This window comes from Streptomyces sp. NPDC107521, assembly GCF_055598485.1.
Genome location: NZ_JBVKAT010000015.1, coordinates 33,432 through 52,836, shown reverse-complemented (window position 1 = coordinate 52,836; position 19,405 = coordinate 33,432). Strand labels below are relative to the sequence as shown.

Annotated in this window: 15 protein-coding genes; 10 read left to right on the top strand and 5 right to left on the bottom strand. The window is 73.9% G+C overall.

Translation table 11 applies throughout. From position 1 onward, the window contains the following. Positions 1–12: 12 nt before the first annotated feature. The 5 genes from ACZ7LB_RS21945 to ACZ7LB_RS21925 all read right to left on the bottom strand — a co-directional run bounded on the left by ACZ7LB_RS21945 (position 13) and on the right by ACZ7LB_RS21925 (position 7,070). A complete protein-coding gene (locus ACZ7LB_RS21945; protein WP_471470470.1) occupies positions 13–1,125 on the bottom strand; it encodes an ABC transporter ATP-binding protein in 1,113 nt (370 codons plus the stop codon). Between the two features lie 10 nt (positions 1,126–1,135). After that, positions 1,136–2,929, bottom strand: coding sequence for an ABC transporter permease (locus tag ACZ7LB_RS21940; RefSeq protein WP_471470469.1), 1,794 nt, complete (start codon positions 2,927–2,929; stop codon positions 1,136–1,138). Between the two features lie 2 nt (positions 2,930–2,931). After that, positions 2,932–4,035, bottom strand: a complete 1,104-nt coding sequence (locus tag ACZ7LB_RS21935) for an ABC transporter substrate-binding protein (RefSeq protein WP_471470468.1) — start codon at positions 4,033–4,035, stop codon at positions 2,932–2,934. Positions 4,036–4,213: 178 nt separating this feature from the next. Next, a complete protein-coding gene (locus tag ACZ7LB_RS21930) occupies positions 4,214–5,494 on the bottom strand; it encodes a M24 family metallopeptidase (RefSeq protein WP_471470467.1) in 1,281 nt (426 codons plus the stop codon). Between the two features lie 1,093 nt (positions 5,495–6,587). Beyond that, entirely contained in the window at positions 6,588–7,070 is a 483-nt protein-coding gene (locus ACZ7LB_RS21925) for a MarR family winged helix-turn-helix transcriptional regulator (RefSeq protein WP_471470465.1), read from the bottom strand. Between the two features lie 241 nt (positions 7,071–7,311). Here ACZ7LB_RS21925 and ACZ7LB_RS21920 point away from each other — a divergent pair, with 241 nt between their 5' ends. From ACZ7LB_RS21920 to ACZ7LB_RS21875, 10 genes are all read left to right on the top strand, one after another. Then, positions 7,312–8,784, top strand: coding sequence for an aldehyde dehydrogenase family protein (locus ACZ7LB_RS21920; RefSeq protein WP_471470464.1), 1,473 nt, complete (start codon positions 7,312–7,314; stop codon positions 8,782–8,784). Between the two features lie 150 nt (positions 8,785–8,934). Next, positions 8,935–9,468, top strand: a complete 534-nt coding sequence (locus tag ACZ7LB_RS21915; RefSeq protein ID WP_471470463.1) for a cupin domain-containing protein — start codon at positions 8,935–8,937, stop codon at positions 9,466–9,468. Positions 9,469–9,532: 64 nt separating this feature from the next. Continuing rightward, positions 9,533–10,414 carry a VOC family protein gene (locus tag ACZ7LB_RS21910; RefSeq protein ID WP_471470462.1) on the top strand — a complete coding sequence of 294 codons (882 nt, stop codon included), beginning with the start codon at positions 9,533–9,535 and terminating at the stop codon, positions 10,412–10,414. Then, positions 10,411–11,205, top strand: coding sequence for an aspartate dehydrogenase domain-containing protein (locus ACZ7LB_RS21905; RefSeq protein WP_471470461.1), 795 nt, complete (start codon positions 10,411–10,413; stop codon positions 11,203–11,205). The genes ACZ7LB_RS21910 and ACZ7LB_RS21905 overlap by 4 nt, the downstream gene beginning before the upstream one ends. Next, the gene (locus ACZ7LB_RS21900) at positions 11,202–12,113 is read left to right on the top strand and encodes an alpha/beta fold hydrolase (RefSeq protein ID WP_471470460.1); all 912 of its coding nucleotides are present in this window, start codon (positions 11,202–11,204) and stop codon (positions 12,111–12,113) included. The genes ACZ7LB_RS21905 and ACZ7LB_RS21900 overlap by 4 nt, the downstream gene beginning before the upstream one ends. Then, positions 12,098–12,874 carry an SDR family oxidoreductase gene (locus tag ACZ7LB_RS21895; protein WP_471470458.1) on the top strand — a complete coding sequence of 259 codons (777 nt, stop codon included), beginning with the start codon at positions 12,098–12,100 and terminating at the stop codon, positions 12,872–12,874. The genes ACZ7LB_RS21900 and ACZ7LB_RS21895 overlap by 16 nt, the downstream gene beginning before the upstream one ends. 85 nt (positions 12,875–12,959) lie before the next feature. Then, positions 12,960–14,591 carry a thiamine pyrophosphate-binding protein gene (locus ACZ7LB_RS21890; protein WP_471470456.1) on the top strand — a complete coding sequence of 544 codons (1,632 nt, stop codon included), beginning with the start codon at positions 12,960–12,962 and terminating at the stop codon, positions 14,589–14,591. A 38-nt stretch (positions 14,592–14,629) separates the two neighbouring features. Beyond that, positions 14,630–16,123: a 4-hydroxyphenylacetate 3-hydroxylase family protein gene (locus tag ACZ7LB_RS21885; RefSeq protein WP_471470454.1), complete on the top strand. Its 1,494-nt coding sequence runs from the start codon at positions 14,630–14,632 to the stop codon at positions 16,121–16,123. Between the two features lie 8 nt (positions 16,124–16,131). Next, positions 16,132–17,289, top strand: a complete 1,158-nt coding sequence (locus tag ACZ7LB_RS21880; RefSeq protein WP_471470453.1) for a flavin reductase — start codon at positions 16,132–16,134, stop codon at positions 17,287–17,289. Between the two features lie 613 nt (positions 17,290–17,902). Next, the gene (locus ACZ7LB_RS21875) at positions 17,903–18,916 is read left to right on the top strand and encodes a helix-turn-helix transcriptional regulator (protein ID WP_471470451.1); all 1,014 of its coding nucleotides are present in this window, start codon (positions 17,903–17,905) and stop codon (positions 18,914–18,916) included. Positions 18,917–19,405: the final 489 nt, after the last annotated feature.

Genomic DNA, 19,405 nt, shown 5'->3' with positions numbered 1-19,405 from the left:
CCCTCCGGGGTGTCAGGGCGTCCCGCCGGCGGCCATGCTGATCAGCTTCTGGGCCGGCAGCCGCAGGCGCACCGTGTCCTGGGCGAACCGCTGGGGAGTGACCGCCGAGCGGACGTTCAGCCGCCCGAGCGGGGTCTCGAACCGGTAGAGGTACTGGCCGCCCAGGTAGTGGTGGTCGATCAGCCGCCCGCTCAGCAGGTTGGGGGCGGACGGCGACTCGTCGTCGGCGTCGAGCACGACGATGTCGCCGGGGCGGATGCCGAGGGTCAGTTCGCTGCCCAGCGGATGGTCGCCCGGGCCCAGGCGCAGGCGCACGCCCCGCGCGGTGACCTCCGGGCCGGACGAGGCGTCGCACGAGGTGACCGCGGCCGACCGGATGAGGTTCATGTGGTCGAGGAAGGTGGCGACGAACTCCGACTTCGGCGCCCCGTACAGCTCGGCCGGTGTGCCCTCCTGGACGACGGCGCCGTCGTGCACGATGCCGACGCGGTCGGCGAGCATCATCGCCTCCTCCTGGTCGTGGGTGACCAGCAGGCAGGTGATCCCCTTGCGCCGCGCGAGTTCCTTCAGCTCCAGCCGCAGGTCCATGCGCAGCCGGGCGTCGAGGTTGGACAGGGGCTCGTCCATGAGCAGCACCTTGGGGTGCAGGGCCAGGGCCCTCGCCAGCGCGACACGCTGCTGCTGGCCCCCGGAGAGCTGGGTGACCTTGCGGTCCGCCTGCTCGGTCAGCCGGAAGAGCCCGAGCGCTTCCTCGACCCGGGCCGCGGCCTCCGGCCCCGGCGGGCGGCGGACGCCCCGGCGCAGGGGGAAGGCGATGTTCTGCCGGATCGTCATGTGCGGCCACAGGGCGTAGGACTGGAAGACCATGGCCTGGGGCCGCTCCTCGGGCCCCACCCACACGTCGGGGGAACGCCCGAAGACCTGCCGGCCGTCGATCCACACCGAGCCGCTGTCCGGGCGCTCCAGGCCCGCCACGATGCGCAGGGTCGTCGTCTTGCCGCAGCCGGACGCGCCGAGCAGCACGTAGAACTCGCCCCGGTCGACGGACAGGGAGACCTCGCGCAGTGCCGGAACCGGGTTGCGGCCCTGGGTGAACGCCTTCGACACGCCTACAAGTTCGATCATGGTGAGGCTCCTAGAGGGACTGGCGCCGGGCGACACGGCAGAAGGCGACGAGGAGGACGGTGATCATCCCGAGCTGTATCACCCCGAGGGCGCCGGACAGGCTGGTCTCGCCGGCCGAGCTGTAGCCGTAGATCCGGGTGGACATCACGTCGGTCCCGTCGCTGGAGAGGATCAGGGTGATGGTCAGCTCGCGAAGGGTGAGCAGGGCGATCCAGAACCAGGCGTAGACGAGGCTGCCGCGGACGGTGGGCAGGACGACGGAGAGGAAGGCCCGGCCGCGGCGTACGCCGGAGACCGCGGCGGCCTCCTCCAGTTCGTGGTGGACCTGGAGCATGGTGCCGTGCAGCGTCCGGTACGCCGTCGCGACGAACCGGCAGGCCACCACGAGGGCGAGGAAGGCGGCGGTGCCGTACAGCGGCAGCCACCTGTACACGGAGAGACCCACGTACACGAAGGACACGGCCATCACGATCGAGGGAATCGCGAGGGTCATCATGATCAGCGCGTCCAGCCCCCGCCGGCCGCGCAGCCGGGTGCGGGTGACCAGCCAGCCGGCGCACGCGGCGAAGGCGACGGCGGCGGTCGGCACCACGGCGACCAGCAGCAGGGTGTTCGGCAGGACCTCCCCCAGGTCGTAGGCGGCGTCGGTGTAGGCGGCGAAGGACAGGTCCGCGAACGCCTCGGCCGACGGGGGCCTCAGATACGGCATCAGCGAGGCCCAGACGAGCATGAGGACCGGGAGGACCACGCCGGCCAGGGCGTACGACCCGATCAGGCCGTAGGCCGCGGTCCGGCCGCCCCGGGTCAGCCGGATCGGCTCGCGGGCCGCGCGCTTGCCGGTGACGGTGGCGAGCTGGCCGGCGCGCCGCATCGCCCGGTAGTAGGCGAACATGACCAGCCCGATCCCCAGCGCCATGCCCAGGCCCACGGCCGCCGCGTTCCCGTACTCGGGGACGCCGGTGGAGCCCTGGGTGTACTGGTAGATCAGGGTGGACAGGACCGTGATGCGGGAGGGCATGCCGAGCATCCCCGCGTAGTCGAACACCTCGACCGCGACGATGAAGAAGAAGATCGACACCCCGGCGATCGCGGGAGCGGCCACCGGCAGCAGCAGCTGGAGGGCGGCACGCCAGCGGGGGATCCCGTGGACCGCCGCCGCCTCCTCGATGTTGACGTCGATGACCCGCAGGGTCGGCACGAGCATGAAGAACGCCGGTCCGGCGAAGTCGAGGCCCTGGAGCAGGATGATCCACTTCAGGCTGTACACGTTGCTCAGCGGGGCGCCGCCGCCCAGGTCGCCCCACCAGGTGTTGATGATCCCGTTGCTCGGGTTGAACATGAAGATGTAGCCGAGGGCGACGAGGAAGCCGGGGATCGCCATCTTGGCCGCGGCCAGGAAGAGGATCACGGTCTTGCCACGCAGATCCGTCCTCGTGTAGAGCCAGGCGAGGGGCACCGCGACGACCAGCATCACCAGCACGCTGCCCACGCCGAGCACCAGCGTCCGGACCAGCGTGCCGCCCAGACCGCTGGAGGCCAGCACGGTACGGAAGTTGTCCAGGGACAGTGCTCCGCCCCCGAACCCCTCTCCCGGCCCGAAGGCCGCCCAGACCAGACCGGCCAGGGGGACGAGGAGGACGGCGCACAGGAGGACGATCATCGCCGCCAGCACGGCCAGCGGCACATCGACGCCGCGCCGGGGCCGGCGCGCCCGGGAGGGCGGCCCGGGCCGAGGCGTGCCCCGCTCGTCGTCGTCGGCGGCGGGAGGGCCGGTGACGGCCTCGGACACGCTGTGTGACCCCATCTCTACTTCCTCAGCAGCTGGGCGACCTGCTTGTCGACCTTCTCGTAATCGTTCATCCACCAGTCGAGGTCCGCGGTCATCACACCGCCGGCCTTCTCGGCGAGTGCGTGCAGATCGGTGCCGGGCGTGGTGTACCGGGGCCAGTCCAGCACCTCGAACGCCTTCCTGCGGCCCTGTTCGGTGGCGTTGAGCCAGTAGAGGAAGAGCTGGGCCGCGGCGGGGTTGCGCGCCCCCTTGAGGACCAGGCCCGCGCGCGGGACCACGGGGGTCTTGACGGGCGCGTACGCGATGGGGGCCTTGGCGGCGCGCTGGCTCTCGCCGATGCGGATGCCGTATCCGATGGGGAACTCCCCGCTGCTCACCTGGGTCCGCACGGCGGTCGGGACGGACGCCATGGACGCCCTGCCCTTCTCGAGCAGACGGTTCACGAAGTCGAGCATTCCGTCGGTGCCGAGGCCGGCGGCGAGCGGGCTGAACACGTCCGGCAGCCCGGCGGTGACGATCTTGCCGCGCCAGGTGTCGGTGAGCAGGTCGTCCAGGGTGCGGGGGGCGTCGGCCTCCTGGACCGAGCCGGTGTTGTAGAGGACGGCGCGGGCGATCTCGGCGATGTAGATGCCCTGGTGGCCCTGCCAGACGTCGGCGGGGGCGACGCCCTCCATGGAGGCCCAGTCGACCTGCTGCACCAGGCCCTCGGCGTTGAGCTGCTTGACCACCAGGGGAGTGGTGGCGAAGACGTCGATGGCCGGCGCGATCCTGGCCTTCGACTCCTGCACCAGCTTGCTGGCGTAGCGCGGGTCGGGTTCACCGCCGACGAACGAGATGTCGAGGTCGACGCCGGTGTCGGCGCGCAGCGCCTGGCGGAGCTTCCGGGCGTGGGCGGAGGTACGGGAGTCGGTGCTGACGAACAGGCGGACCTTGCCCTCCTTGGCCGCCTCGCTGGCGAGGGAGTCGAGCGACGACGGCAGCTTTCCGCCGCCCGAGCCGCCCGTGCCGCCGGGTCTGGAATCCGTGCCGCTGCCGCAGGCGGCGAGGAGTCCGCCCGCTCCCAGCGCGGCCATGCCGTGGAGGACCGAACGGCGGTTGAGTGAGGGGAACTGCTTGGTCATGGTCGGTATCACCTTGCTGAGAGGGCCGGACGGGCTGTCCGGTCGGAGCCGCGGGGTGAGCCTCCCGGCCGCGCGGTACGGGGGTACCGCGCGGCCGGGGCGTCCCGCGGCCGGGGACCGCGCCGGGCGGCGGGAGGGCCGGGGAGCGTGCCGGGGGGATCCGGGGAGGGATCCGGGATCAGACGTCCACGGTGTTGAGCCGGGTGGACACGGTGTTGAACTCGCGGCAGCCGGACTCGGTCGCGGCCACCACACCGCCGACGATCGCACCGCTCCTGCCGGACCGGGCGTCGGGCTGGAGGGAGAAGGTCATGCCGGGCCTGATCTCGAAGTCGAAGAACGGACCGGCGTGGCCGTCGGCGTGAGGATACGTTTCTGCGTACGAGTCGACGTGCTCCCGGATGCCGAGGGCGGAGCCGCCGCCGGACAGCAGGGGGTTGAGGGAGGCGAACTGGGGCGTCAGGTGCCACATCCCCGACTCGGTCAGCGGCACCTCCATCGCCGCGCACACCTCGCCGAAGGTGGCTCCGGGCCGGACCGCGGCCACTCCCGCCTCGTAGGAGGCACGGGCGACCTCGGCGCAGCGGGCCGTCCCGGCCGGCGGCTCGCCGAGCGTAAAGCTCATGTTGACATGGGTGTTGAGCTCGGCGTAGTTGGGGAAGATCTCCGCCCACACCATGTCCCGGCGCTCCAGCTTCCGGGAGGGCTCGGGGCGGGTGAGCCAGGTGGGCTCGCCCCAGGCGTAGTTGTCGAGCCCGGTCTGGAAGAGCATCCAGGTGACGCGCATCCCCTTGCGCATCATCGTCGCCACGCCCTCGGCGTACAGCTCCGTCTCGTCCACTCCGGGCCGGGCGAGGGCCATCATGGCCTCGATGGCGGCGTCGCCCGCGGCGGCCGCGGTGGCGATGTGGGCGAGGTCCTCGTCGCTGCGCCGGGCCATCACCAGCCCGTAGTCACGGGTGACGTCGACCAGGGTGGCCTCGGGGAGCCGTTCGCTGATGGCGTCCCAGACCGGCTTGGACACCCAGCCGCCCGGGTAGAACGGCGAGCCGTAGCCCGCCCCGATCACTCCGAGCCGGCCCCTGCCGAGCTTCTTCTCGTGGGCGATCGCGGGCAGCAGTTCGGGGGCGGAGCCCACCCTGATGTCGTCGATCCAGGTCTCCAGGCCGCGTTCCCTGGAGAGCTGGTGCTGCGCGGCGACCTGCGCGGCGAAGGCGACCATGGTGGGCTCGCCGTGCCGGGGGAGGACGTAGTGCTGGTAGCGCCGGTCGCGGAAGAGGTACTGGCCCGCGTCGTAGCGGTCGCTGCGGTCGGCGCCGAAGATGAGCAGGCCGTCGAGCTCATGGGCGTCCATGAACTCCTGGGTCTGCCGCATCCGGAACGCGCGCTCGCTGTGCGGCGCGGCGGCTTCCGGGATCGTGGTGCCGCCGGAAGCGGAGAGGGGAGTGGGAGTCGGCACGGGTCGCTCCTTTCGTGGCCCCCGCGGGCGCACCGCGCGGTCGGCGGTGCCCGAGGGGGCGTCGACTCGGTCTTCGGGCGAGTCGTTGCGGGGTGATCGGGAAGGGCGTGGGGGACCGGGCATCGCATGACCGTCTGTCCGGAGGTAAGGAAGGGCCGGGCCGCACGGGGACGCGCGGGCCGGGACGGGCCCCGCCGGAGGTCCCTGCGGGCACCGGGCGGGCCGAGCCCCTTCGGGCCCGGCGGGCCGCCGGGCGGTGTCCGCCGGTCCGGCCGGCGGTGGTGCCGGCCCGCCGGCGGTCCTCGGGCCGCCGGTCCTCGTGGCCGGACGGCGGCCGTCGCCCCGCCGCGCCGCGCGGGGCGGCGGGGTCCTGGTGCGCGCCGCGGCGCCGGGCGTCCCGTCCGTCGTGGACGGGGGGCCGGGCCGGGCGGCGTATCCGGCTCGCCGTCCGCATCGCGTCAGCGCCCCGCGCCGTCCGGCCCGGGGCCGGACGGGGGCCGCGGGACCCGCCTGCCGGCGGGGCCGTGCGGCCGGTGCGGTCCGGCGCCCCGGGAGCGCCGTGCGCGGCCGGAGCGGTGTCCGTCCCCGGACCCGTCGCGTTCGGCGGGGAGCGGAGCGGTCACCGCCCTCCGGGCGGGGGCGCGGAGACCGGCGCGGGCCGGACGGCATCCGGGCGGTTCGGTGCGGAGCCCGTTGAGCGAGGTGGATGACCCGGCCATTCAGGTGCCTCCGATCTCGTGGTCGAACCTCACGTGTGCCGCGCGGCGCCGGGCGGGGTGTCCGGCCGTTCGCCGTACCCCGGCCCCGGATTTTCCGCCGCGCTTTCGCGTGCGCCGCTGCCGGCCGGAGGACCCGTCCGGCAACCGGGAGCCGTCCGGCTGCCGGGGGGAGAGCCCCGGCCTCCCGGTGAGCTCGTGGTCCGAGGGGCTGGTCCGGTGCCGAGACCATAGGCACCGACCACCCGGATGCACAAGGCTCAGACAAAAGAAGCTTTGGCTTGAGCATCTTTGCTCGCCCGCTCCTGCCGCCGCCCCGCCCGGTGCCGCCCCCCGCCCCGCCCGGGTCCGCCGGGCCCGCCCCCGCGGCGGCCGGGTCAGTCCAGGTGCCGGAGCCGGGTCTCCAGCTTGCGCAGCAGCCGGGCGAGCTGCTCCTGCTCCCCTTCGTCGAGCGACGCCAGCATCTCCCGCTCCCGCTCCAGGTGGTCGTCGATGATCCGGTCGATCAGGGCGAACCCCGCGGGCGTCAGCTCCGCGTACACGCTCCTGCGGTCCTCGGTCGACCTGATCCTCCTGATCAGCCCGTCCCGCTCCATCCGGTCGAGCCTCATCGTCATGCCGCCCGAGGTCAGCAGGGAGGAGTTGGCCAGCTCCCGGGCGGTCTTGCGGTACGGGGGCCCCATCCGGCGCAGGCTGGCCAGGACCTCGAAGACGGACTGGTTGATGGAGTGCCGGTCGTACAGCCGGTTCGACAGGTTGCGGATCAGCAGGCTGCAGCGGGTCACCCGGCCGACGACGTCGATGCTCCGGGGGTCCAGCGTCGGGCGCTCCGCCCGCCACTCGGCGATGATCCGGTCCACGTCGTCCGGCGGACCCTCCCGGGTCGTGCCGGCGGCGGCCCCCTTCGGCCGGGAGCCGTCCTGGCCAGGGGTTTCGGTTCGCCCGGCGCTTGGTGAACTCACGTGCGCCCGCCCTTCGGTCGTCTGGAAAAGCTGAGCAGCAAGAATATCAGCGATAGCTATTGACGCTCTAAGAGACTTATATCTAAGTTACTTGCGCCGGGGAGGCCCCGGCCCGGCAGAAGCTGCGCAAGGGGGCGTCATGGCTGGTGGGGCGAGAGACATCATCGTGGCCGGAGGGTTCCGGCAGGGACGCGGTGAACCGCTGCCCTCGGTCGACCCGGCGACCGGCCGGGTGTTCGCCGAGGTCTCGACCGCGAGCGTCGAGGACGTCGACGAGGCCGTCACCGCGGGGGAGGCGGCCATGCGGGACCCCGCGTGGCGCGACCTGCTGCCCCACCGGCGGGCGGCGCTCCTGCACCGGGCCGCGGATCTCATCCACGCGGAGTCGGAGAACCTCGCCCGGCTCCAGACCCTGGACAACGGCAAGACGATCACCGAGACCCGGGCCCTGGTGGCGAGCGCCGCCGGCACCTTCCGCTACACCGCCTCCGCCCTGGAGACCCTCGACGACACACTGACGACGGCCCGCGGTCCCTACCTGAGCATGAGCGTCCACGAGCCGATCGGTCCCGTCGCCGCCATCACCCCGTGGAACTCGCCGATCGCCAGCGAGGCCCAGAAGGCCGCCCCCGCGCTCGCGGCGGGCAACGCGGTGCTGATCAAGCCGGCGGAGTGGTCCCCGATGGCGGCCCTGAGCCTGGGCGCGCTCCTGCTGCGCGCGGGCTTCCCGCCCGGCCTGGTCAGCGTGCTGCCGGGACCGGGCCGCGTGGTGGGGGAGGCACTGGTCCGCCACCCGGGCGTCCGCAAGGTGACCTTCACCGGCGGCACCGGCACCGGCCGCCGGATCGCCGCCGTCGCCGCCGGGAAGCTGATGCCGGTCTCCCTCGAACTGGGCGGCAAGTCACCGACGATCGTGCTGCCCGACGCGGATCTGGACCAGGCGGTCCGGGGCATCGTGTTCGGCATCTTCTCCTCCCAGGGACAGGCGTGCGTCGCGGGATCGCGGCTCATCGTCCACCGGTCCGTCCACGACGAGGTCGTCGAGAGGATCACCGCGGCCGCCGAAGCACTGGTCATCGGCGCTCCCGCCCGGGAGAGCACCCACATGGGCCCGCTCATCGCCGCGGAACACCGCGCCGAGGTCGAGTCGTACGTCCGGCTCGCGGCCGAGGAGGGCGGGCACATCAGCACCGGAGGGACACGACCCTTTGGGGACGACCTCGGTGACGGCTTCTACTACCGGCCCACCGTGATCACCGGGCTCGGCCCCGGGTCACGGGTCTGCCGGGAGGAGATCTTCGGGCCCGTCCTCGTCACGCTCCCGTACGACGACGAGGACGAGCTGCCGGCCCTGGCCGACGCCACCCCCTACGGGCTGGCCTGCGGCATATGGAGCCGCGACTACCGCAGGGCGTGGCGCCTGGGCCGCCGCATCGAGGCCGGCACCGTCTGGATCAACACGTACAAGCAGCTCTCCGCGGCCACCCCCTTCGGCGGGGTCAAGGAGAGCGGCCTCGGCCGCGAGAAGGGCCGGGAGGGCATCCGGTCCTACATGACCCAGAAGGGCGTCTACTGGGGCCTCGACGAGACGCCGTCCGCCTGGGGCCTCTGACCCCCCGCCGGCCCCGCCCCTCCGGGACCCTCCGCACCCGCACCCCGCGCCCGGAGCCCCCGATACCCCCGCCCGCGGCACACGGCACGCGGCACCACCCCACCCCACCCGACACACGCACCACCCCACCCGACACGTAAGGACACGCCCGTGAACCAGCACAGCACCGCCCACGAAGACCGGTCCCCCTCCCGCCTCGGGGAACTCCTCGACTCCTGCGTGGCCACCCGCGAATCACGCCACGAGGACTGGGACACCCTGGGCTTCCAGGCCAAGGCCGGCGACGAGTTCCGGCGCGCGCAGATCCGCTACGTCGGATCCGGCGCCACCGGCGACCACGAGGGCGACGACCGGATACTCCCGGCCGGCCACTTCACCTTCTCGAACATGCGCCTTCCCGCGGGAGCCGTCGGCCCCGAGCACACCCACCACGACGCCGAGGAGGTCTTCTTCGTCCTCGAGGGGAGCCTGGAGGTCACCGTCCACGACACCGAGGACGGCACGCTGACGGCCAGCCGCACCCTCGGCTACCGCGACCTGGTCAGGGTCCCGGCCGGAGTGCCCCGCAGCCTGCGCAACACCGGGGAGACCGACGCCCTCTTCTGCGTGATCATCGGCGCCGCCCGGCCGCAACTGCCGACCTACCCGTCGACCTCCGCGATGCACGGCGTGACCCGTGACTGACCACCGCCCCTTTGGCCCGGCGGACCCGCCCGCCCCGGTCGCCCGGCTCCGCTCACTGCGCTCGGTGACCCTCCACACGCCGAACGCCGCCGACTCCGCCGCCTTCTACGACGAGGTGTGGGGCCTGACCCCGGTGGAACGCGACGGCGGAGCGGCCTGGCTGCGCGGCACCGGCACCGAACACCACATCCTCGAGGTCCGGGAGGCCGACCGGAACGCCGTCGGCAAGATCGTGTTCTCGGTCGGGGACCGCCGGGAGATCGACTCCGCGGCCCGGCGGCTGGCCGGACACGGGGTGCCGCTCCTGACCGGCCCCACCGCGCTGGACCAGCCGGGCGGCGGCTACGGACTGAGGTTCGCCGACCCCGAGGGCCGGCTGATCGAACTGTCCTGCGAGGTCGAGGCCGTCACCCCCGGCGACCCGGAGGGCCGCGCCGCGATCCCCCGCAAGCTCGCCCACGTCGTCCTCAACACCGTCGACATCGAGGCCGCCTGCGCCTTCTACACCGACGTCCTCGGCATGCGGATATCCGACTGGTCGGAACGGCAGATGGCGTTCCTGCGCTGCGGCACCGACCACCACTCCATCGCCTTCAACCGGGCGCAGTGGACCTCGCTCAACCACGTGGCCTACGAGATGACGACGATCGACCACTTCATGCGCGGCATCGGCCGGCTCAGACACCACGGACAGCTCCCCCTGTGGGGCCCGGGACGGCACGGCCCCGGCAACAACACCTTCTCCTACTTCGCCGACCCCTCGGGACTCGTCTGCGAGTACACCTCCGAGGTCGACCAGGTCCAGGAGGACACCTGGCTCTGCCGCACCTGGCGGCGCACCCCGGAACTCTCCGACCTGTGGGGCACCGCGGGACCGCCCTCCGCGGACACCCGCACCCGCATGGCCGGCATCCCCGACCCCGGAACCCTCGGCGGCCCGGCATGACGGCCCCGCGCGAACTGACCGTGGCCGTCCTGGGACACGGAGCCATCGGGTCGGCCGTCGCGGCGGCGCTGCTGGCCGACGCCGTACCGGGCGCCAGACTGGTCGCGGTCGTCGACCGCGTACCGCCGGCCCCGCCCGTGCCCGCCGCCTCGCTCGACACGGCCCTCGAACGCGCCGAACTCGTCGTGGAATGCGCCGGGCAGACCGCCCTGCGCGAGGCCGGACCCGCCGTCGTGGCCGCCGGCCGCCACCTGCTCGCCCTGTCCACCGGCGCCCTCGCGGACACGGCCCTGCACGAACGCCTGCTCGCCGGCCCCGGCCGGCTCACCCTGTGCGCCGGCGCCGTCGGCGGCCTCGACCTCCTGACGACCGCCACGCGCCAGGCCCCCTTCGACACCGTCACGATCCGCACGACCAAGGCCCCGAGAGCCCTGCTGCGGCCCTGGATGACCGAGCGCGAGACCGAACGCCTGCACACCGCGACGGCCCCGTTCGAGGTGCTGCGCGGACCCGCCCGCGAGGTCACCCGCGCGTTCCCCGCCACCAGCAACGTGGCGGCGTCCGTGGCCCTGGCCGTGGGCGACTGGGACCTCGTCGAGGCGTCCGTCGTCGCCGACCCCGAAGCGACCCTGAGCCGGCACCGGATCGAGGCGTCCGGACCCACGGGCCGGTACGCCTTCGACGTCGCCAACCACCCCTCCCCGGACAACCCGAGAACCAGCGCGGTGGTGCCGTACGCGGTCCTGCGCGCCATCGGCGCACTGGTGGGGACCAACGGGAGCGTGGCATGACCACCACACGCACCGTCACCGCCGGAACCGGCCTGCGCGTCGACACCGCGGGCGAACACGGCACCCCCGTGCTCCTGCTCCACGGGATCGGCTCGGCCGCCGCCTCCTTCGCCGGACAGCTGCCCGCACTCGCGCGCCACCACAGGGCGGCCGCCTGGGACGCCCCCGGATACGCCCGCTCGGACGACCCCCCCACCCCCTACCGCATGGACGACTTCGCCGACGCCGCCGCGGCCGTCCTGACCGGCCTCGGACCACCGCCCGCGCACGTCGTCGGGGTCTCCTGGGGCGGCGTCGTCGCCACCCGCCTGGCACTGCGCCACCCGCACCTGGTGCGCTCCCTCGTCCTCGTCGGCTCCACCCGCGGCTCCGGCCGCGACCCCGCGGCGGCACGGGCGATGCTCGAACGGGGCGGGGAACTGGCCGCGCTCGGGGCCCGGGAGTTCGCCCGGACCAGAGCACCCCGGCTGCTCTCCGACCGGGCCCCGGCCCCGGCCGTCGCCGCCGTGCGCGACCTGATGGCCCGCTCCGTACGCCTGCCCGGATACGCCGAGGCCGCCGCCTCCATGGCCGAGACCGACCACACCGGGGCACTGACCACCCTGCGCCTGCCCACCCTCGTCCTGGTCGGCGAGCACGACCGGGTCACCGGCGTCGCGGAGTCGGAGCACATCCACCGGCTGGTCCCCGGCAGCGCGTTCGCCGTCATCCCCGGCGCCGGCCACCTCGCCAACCAGGAGCGGCCCGACCTCTTCCTCCGCCTCCTGGAGGACTTCCTCACCGACGTGGACACCCGGCCCGGCCCGGCCGCGGCCGGGCCCGCCCCCCGCGAGGACCCGCCACCGGGACGGGCCGCGACAACGGACGGCGCGACGCGCGACAAGGAGCGCACATGGACCTCCGACTGAACGGCAGGGCCTACCTGGTCACCGGCGCGAGTTCCGGCGTGGGACTCGCCACCGCCCGGCTGCTGCTCGACGAGGGCTGCGCCGTCGCCGCGTGCGCCCGCGACGGGGCCCGCCTCACCGCCGCCCTCGGCCCCGACACCGACCGGCTGCTCACCGGGGCCGCCGACGTCCGCGACCCCGAGGCGGTCCGGCGCCTGACCGAACGGGCCGCCGGACGCTTCGGCCGCCTGGACGGCGTCGTCAACAACGCCGGCCGCTCGCTGATGGCCCCCTGGGACGGCACCTCCCGGGACCAGTGGCGGGCCGAACTCGAACTCAAGCTCTTCTCCGTGCTCAACACCGTCGAAGCCGCGCTGCCCTGGCTGGGCGCCTCCGACGGACCGTCCGTCGTCAACGTCAACGCGATCCTCGCCCGCCAGCCCGAGCCCGCCCTCGCCGCCACGTCGGCCGCCCGGGCCGCCCTGCTCAACCTCACCCGCACCCTGGCCACCGACCTCGGCCCGCGGGGCATCCGCGTCAACTCGGTCTCCCTGGGACTGATCGACACCGGCCAGTGGCGACGGCGCCACCAGGAGAACGGCGGCGAACACGACTACACGGCCTGGAGCGCCGCCCTCGCCGCGGACCGGGGCATCCCGATGGGCCGTCTCGGCACGGCCGAGGAGGTCGCGTTCCCCGTCGTCACCCTGCTGTCCCCCCGGTCGGCCTACGTCACCGGGGCGACGCTCGACGTCGGCGGCGGGGTGAGCCGCTATGCGTGAGCGCCACCCGCCGACGGCGGACCCGCCGCCCGCCCCCGCGACGGCGCCCCTCCCCCCGGAACCGAGAACGAGAACGGAGCCTCCCATGCCCCAGGGCGACGGCGGTGAACTGCTGGTGACCGTACTGCGCGAACAGGGCGCCGAAGTGGTCTTCGGAGTGGTGAGCGTGCACAACCTCCCGCTCGTCGAAGCGGTCAGCGGCGCCCTGAGGTTCGTCCCGGTGCGGCACGAGGCCGCGGCGGTGAACGCGGCCGACGCCTACGCCCGGGTGAGCGGCGGCCTGGGCGTCGCCCTGACCAGCACCGGAACCGGCTGCGGCAACGCGGCCGGCTCCCTGATCGAGGCCCAGTCGGGCGGAGCACCGGTCCTCCACGTGACGGGCCAGATCGACAGCCGGTACCTCGGACTCGGCCGCGGCGTCATCCACGAGACCCGCGACCAGATCGGACTGCTGCGCGCGGTCTCCGCCCACACCGCGACGGTACGGCCGGGCGCGGACGCGGGCGCCCTGCTCCGCGACGCGATCGCGCACGCCCGCACACCCCCGTGCGGCCCGGTCAGCGTCGAGTGGCCGATCGACCTCCAGTACGCCCGCCACCGGCTCGACGGCCCGGCCGCCCCGGCCGGCCGGCCGCCCGCCCCGGACCCCGGACAGCTCGCCGCCGCGGCGGAACTCCTGGCGGCGGCCCGCCGGCCCGTGATCTGGGCCGGCGGCGGCGCCCGCCGCGCCGGCCGCCCCCTGCTCGCCCTCGCCGAACGGCTCGGGGCCCCCGTACTGTCCAGCAACGCGGGCCGCGGCACCCTGCCGGAGGACCACCCGCTGGTGGTGGGCAACTTCGCCGCCTCGCCCGCCGGCAGGGAACTGCTGGAGAGCGCGGACCTCCTGCTGAGCGTGGGAACCCACTTCCGCTCCAACGAGACCGCCGACTACACCCTTCCCCGGCCGGACCGCCACGTTCAGATCGACATCTCGGCACCGGCGATCGGCCGGGTCGTCCCCGCCGACGCGGGGATCGTCGGCGCGGCCCAGCCCGCCCTCACCGCTCTGCTGGAACTGCTCCCGGACAGCGCCGCCGAGCCGGGATGGCGGCAGCGCGGCGCGGACCTCGCCGCGCGGGCCCGCACCGCGCTGCGGGCCTCGATCGGCCCGTACGCACCGGTCTGCGACGCGCTCAGGAGCCGCCTGGACCGGTCGTCGGTGATCGCCCGCGACGTGACCATCGCCTCCAGCCAGTGGGGCAACCGGCTGCTGGAGATCTACGACCCCTCGACCAACCTCTTCCCGCTGGGCGGCGGGATCGGCCAGGGCCTGTCCATGGGGATCGGCGGCGCCCTCGCCCGGCCCCACACGCCCACCCTGGTCATCGCCGGCGACGGCGGACTCAGCGTCCACCTCGGTGAACTCGGCACACTCGCCCAGGAGCGGCCCTGGCTGGTGCTGTGCGTCTTCAACGACGGGGGCTACGGCGTGCTCCGCAACATGCAGGAGGCCCACCGCGGCCGGCGCAGCGGAGTGGACCTGACCACGCCCGACTTCGCGGCCCTGGCCGCCGCCTACCGGCTGCCCTTCCAGCGGGTGACCCGCGCCCAGGACTTCGCCCGCGCCCTCGACGAGAGCCTCGCCGTCCGCGGACCGAGCGTGATCGAGATCGACGTGGACGCGCTCGGCCCCACCCCGGTCCCCTTCACCCCGCCCGTCACGGTCCCCGGCACCTGACCCCCGGCCCCCGCCCCCGACCCCTCTGGACGTAACCCATGACGAACGAACTCCTCGACGGACAGTCCTACCTGGAAAGCCTGCGCGACGGCCGCACCGTCTACATCGACGGCGAGAAGGTCGAGGACGTCACCGAGCACCCGGCGTTCCGCAACAGCGCGCGCTCCGTGGCCCGCCTCTACGACGCCCTCCACGACCCCGTGACACGTGACGCCCTGACCTTCGAGGACGACCAGGGCATCACCACCCACCGGTTCTTCGCGCCGTCCCGCACGCCCGAGGAACTGCTGGGGGCACGGGACGCCATCGCCGCGTGGTCCCGGCTCAGCTACGGCTTCATGGGCCGCACGCCCGACTACAAGGCTGCCTTCATGGCGAGCCTGTCCAGCGACCCCGAGCTGTACGCCCCCTACGCGGACAACGCCCGCGCCTGGTACCGCCGTTACGCGTCCCAGGCGCTGTTCCTCAACCACGTCCTCGTCAACCCGCCGGTCGACCGCAGCCGTCCGGTCCACGAGGTGGGCGACGTGTTCGTGCACGTCGTCAGGGAGAACGACCGGGGCATCGTCGTCAGCGGCGCCAAGATGCTGGCGACCGGCTCGGCACTGACCCACGCCACGTTCGTCGCCCAGAACAGCGCGGTCGGGCTCGAACCGGGCAAGGCCGAGGACTTCGCCCTGGCGTTCATCGCCCCCATGGACACCCCCGGCTGCGTCCTGCTCAGCCGCAGCTCCTACGAGGCCGCCGCCACCAGCCCGTTCGACCACCCGCTCTCCTCGCGCTTCGACGAGAACGACGCGGTCCTCGTCTTCCAGGAAGCACTCATACCGTGGGAGAACGTGCTGATCTACCGGGACGTGGAGAGGGCCAACTCCTTCTTCCCCCGCTCGGGGTTCATCAACCGCTCGCACCTCCAGGCGGGCACCCGCTTCGCCGTCAAACTCGACCTGATGGCCGGGCTGTTCGCGCGGGCCGCCAAGTCGAACGGCACCGACGGGTTCCGCGGGGTGCAGGCGGCCATCGGTGAGGTGTTCACCCTGCGCAACACCGCCTGGGCCCTCTCCACGGTCATGGCGACGGACACCCAGCCCGGCCCCGGGGGAAGCGTCGTCCCCCGCATCGAACACGCGGGCTCCCTGCGCATGTTCACCTCCCAGGCCTGGGAACGCGTCCGGGAACTCTTCGAGACGCACCTCGGGGGCGCCCCGCTGGTCGTGCCCTCCAGCCACCGCGACCTCGCCAACCCCGAACTCCGCCCGCTCATCGACCGCTACTACCGCGGCTCGGACTCCTCGGCCGAGAGCCGCATCAAACTCTTCAAGCTGGTCTGGGACACCATCGGCACGGGCTTCGGAGGACGCCACGACCTGTACGAGCGGGTCTACTCCGGCAACGCCGACCAGGTCAGGATCGACGCCCTGAACGCGGCCCGGCGCGGCGGACTCGCCGACCGCCTCGACGCCTTCGCCGGGGAGTGCATGGCCGACTACGACCTCGACGGCTGGGTCCGCGGCCCCTGGGCGCAGCGGTGAACCGGCCCGTGGACCAGGCACCTGCGGAGCAGGCGCCCGTGGAGCAGGCTCCCCTGGACCAGACGCTGTTCCGGCACGTCATCGGGCACTTCGCCAGCGGCGTGGCCGTCATCACCACCCGGGACGGCGACACCGACCACGGAATGACCGTGAGCGCCGTCTCCTCCCTCTCCCTCGACCCGCCGATGCTGCTGATCTGCGCGCACACCAAGGCACCGACACACGCGGCCCTCCACCGCGCGGGAGTGTTCTGCGTCAATGTGCTCGGCGAGAACCAGGAGCACCTCGCCTCCCAGTTCGCCGGTCCCCGCGCCGACAAGTTCGCCGGCGTCGCCCATGAGCGCGGTGCCCGGGGAGTGCCGATGCTCACGGACGCGCTGGCGGTCCTGGAGTGCGAGGTGGTGGAGGACATCGTCGGCGGCACCCACCGGGTCTTCCTGGCCCGGGTACTGGGCGCGCGGGCGCGGGAGGGATCCCCGCTCGCCTACTTCCGGGGCGGGTTCGGCCGGTTCGAACCCGCCCGGCACACCGTCGCCCACGAACGGCTGCGGGACCTCGTCATCAGCCGGCGGCTGCCGCCGGACACCGGCCTGCGCGCCGAGGACCTCGCCGAGCTGCTGGACACCCCGGTGGCCGCGGCCCACTACGCGGTGACCCGGCTGGTGGGGGAGGGGCTCATCGGCCGCGACCCCGAACGCGGACACGTCCTGGTCCCCCTGGCCCGTGCCTCCGTCGACGCGTTCGACGGCCGCCTCGCCCTGGAGATCGGCGTCGCGGCCGGCCTGCCGGGCCCCCTGGACCCGGCAGCGGTCCGGCAGTGGCGGGAGATCGCGGACCGGGCGGGGAAACACGTCGCCCACGGACGGATCACGGACACCGACGGCTACCTCACCGCGATCGAGGAGTTCCACGAGTACCTGATCGGCCTCGCGGGGAACCCGAGCCTGCGCCGGATCTACCGGCGACTCGGCACACCCGGCCTCATGGCCGCGGCACTCAGCGGCAGCGACACCCCCAGCGCCCACGCCGTCGAGGAGCACCACGAGATCATCGACGCCTTCGCCGTCGGTGACTTCGCCGGGATCAAACGGGTTCTCACCCTCCACAACCAGCACACGAAACAGGCGCAGCACCACGGCGTCGGCGGGGAGGCGACCGGCTCCTGAGACACGCCGACGCCCCCGGCCCCGCCCCCGGCCCCCGGACCGACCGCCGACCGGCGGGGAGCGCCGGGGGCCGTCCGGCCACGACACCATCGCCGCCGCACCCGGGCCACTGCCATGACGGCCGGACCGGTGGGGCGCGAGCCCGCTCGGCCGGATTGACCGCCTGAGGCCGCCCCCGGCCGCCCGCCCCGCCGGCCGCCCGGACTTGACGTCCCGCGGATCGGCCATCGGGGCGGTCGCCCGTCCGGCCGTGGAGCCGTGGACGGAGGCCGAACGCCACCGTGCCGCGGGTGTCCGGTGCCGGCCGGGCACCCGCGGCACGGGGCCGTCCGTCGGTGAGCGGGGCGGGCGTCGCGGCCTCCGGGAACGGAGGCGGCCCCCTGCGCATCGGAGAGCCCGCGCGGACGAGGCCGTCAGGACCAAGGCGGGTAGGGCTTAAGGGCCGTCCCGTAATCCCCGGTGGATCAGCGCACGGCGTCAGATGCGGTGCATCGCAAGGCGGAGAGCCGTCCCCATACCGGGCGTATTCGGGCGATCCGGCAACGCGGCGAGGCGCCGTAGCCGTCGTCGTGCGCCCGCCGGGGACTACGGGGCAGCCCTTAGGCTTGCTTTCGTGTCGAGTGCTCACTTCCTGTCCGGCGGGACCGGCTCGGCCGAGCAGGAGCGTCAGTACGCGCGCTACTACTCGGCGATAGCGACCCGGAGCCGGAGCCGGACCACCCCGCACCTCACGACGTACACGCTCCGTCCCGAGGTCGGCCGGGGATCGATCGAGGTGACGCGGCTGCGGGGATCGTTGCGGGTGATCCGGTACGACGTGGGCTTCACCGCCGATCACCGGGTCGGCTATCACTTCCCCGGGGACCGCTTCGAGCTGGAGGTCTGCCTCGACGGCCGGCTGCGCATAGCCGAGGACGAGGCGGGAGGGGCGGACCTGGGCCGGTTCTCGTCGTCACTGACGCCCCCGCGGCCGACCAGGGGAATGATCACGCACCCCGCGGGCCGGTCCTATCGCGGTCTCTCGCTGACCGGGTCCCGTGACGCGCTCTCGCCGTATCTGGGGAGCGTCGGCACCGGGGCGTTCGCGTCGGCGCTGGAACGGCTGGACTCGTCCGGGGGCGCCGACCTCTACCTCGGGCGCGGAGCACGCCTCCACGGTCTGCCGGGCCCGCTGGCGGACATCTTCGGATCGCGTGCCGAGAGCCCCGGCGGGATCCTGCTGATGGAGTCGCGGGTGATGGCGGCCCTGGCACTGCTCGTCGACGCGGCGTCGGCGCGCGAGCACCACGACGGGCTGGACGACCACGAGGCGGAGGCACTGCGCCGGGTCCCGCTGATCCTGTGGCGGGAACGCCACGACCCGCCCGCCCTCGCCGAGGTCGCCGGTGAGCTGTCGATGAGCCCGAAGCGCCTGGCCCGCGGTTTCAAGGCGCTGTTCGGCGTGACACCGTTCGAGCACCACCGCCGCCGTTGCCTCGAACGCGCCGCCGAACTGCTCCTGGAGACGGACTGGACGGTCGAGCGCATCGGACACGAAGTGGGATACGCGTCGGCCGGCAACTTCGTCTACGCCTTCCGCCGACGCCTCGGGACGACCCCCGCCGCGTACCGGCGCGGGCACACCTGACCGCTCCGTCCGGATCACCGCGCGCCGGGGAAGGAGTCCGGCGGCATGGACCGCGGCCGGGCGGGACGCGGCTCTTCCCGCGGCGGGCGCCCCGCCGCCCTGCGGCGAAGACCTCACCGCTCGCGGCGTCGTCCGGAACCCCATGCGGCGCGCCGGGAGGGCTTCCCGCCACCGGGGGCGCCCGCACCGGACACCGCCGCTCCTTCCGGGCGGCCGGGGCGGACCCCGGCGCGGGCCCGCCGGCCGTGGGCGACGGGCCCGCGCCGCTCGCTCCACATGAGCCGGTCCCCCGCTCCACACCCGGTCCGGGCCCCCGGCGCGACGATCGGTGCGGACCGCTTCCCGGCGGCCCGCACCGACCGCCCCTGGAAGAGGTCCGGACCCCGTGTCTCCCCGTGTGCCGCACGACCCGCGTCCGGCCGCCCGCTACCGCGGCGCGGTCCACCCGGCCGGCCACGGCGGTGCCGTCGCCGCCGGAGAACACCGGGA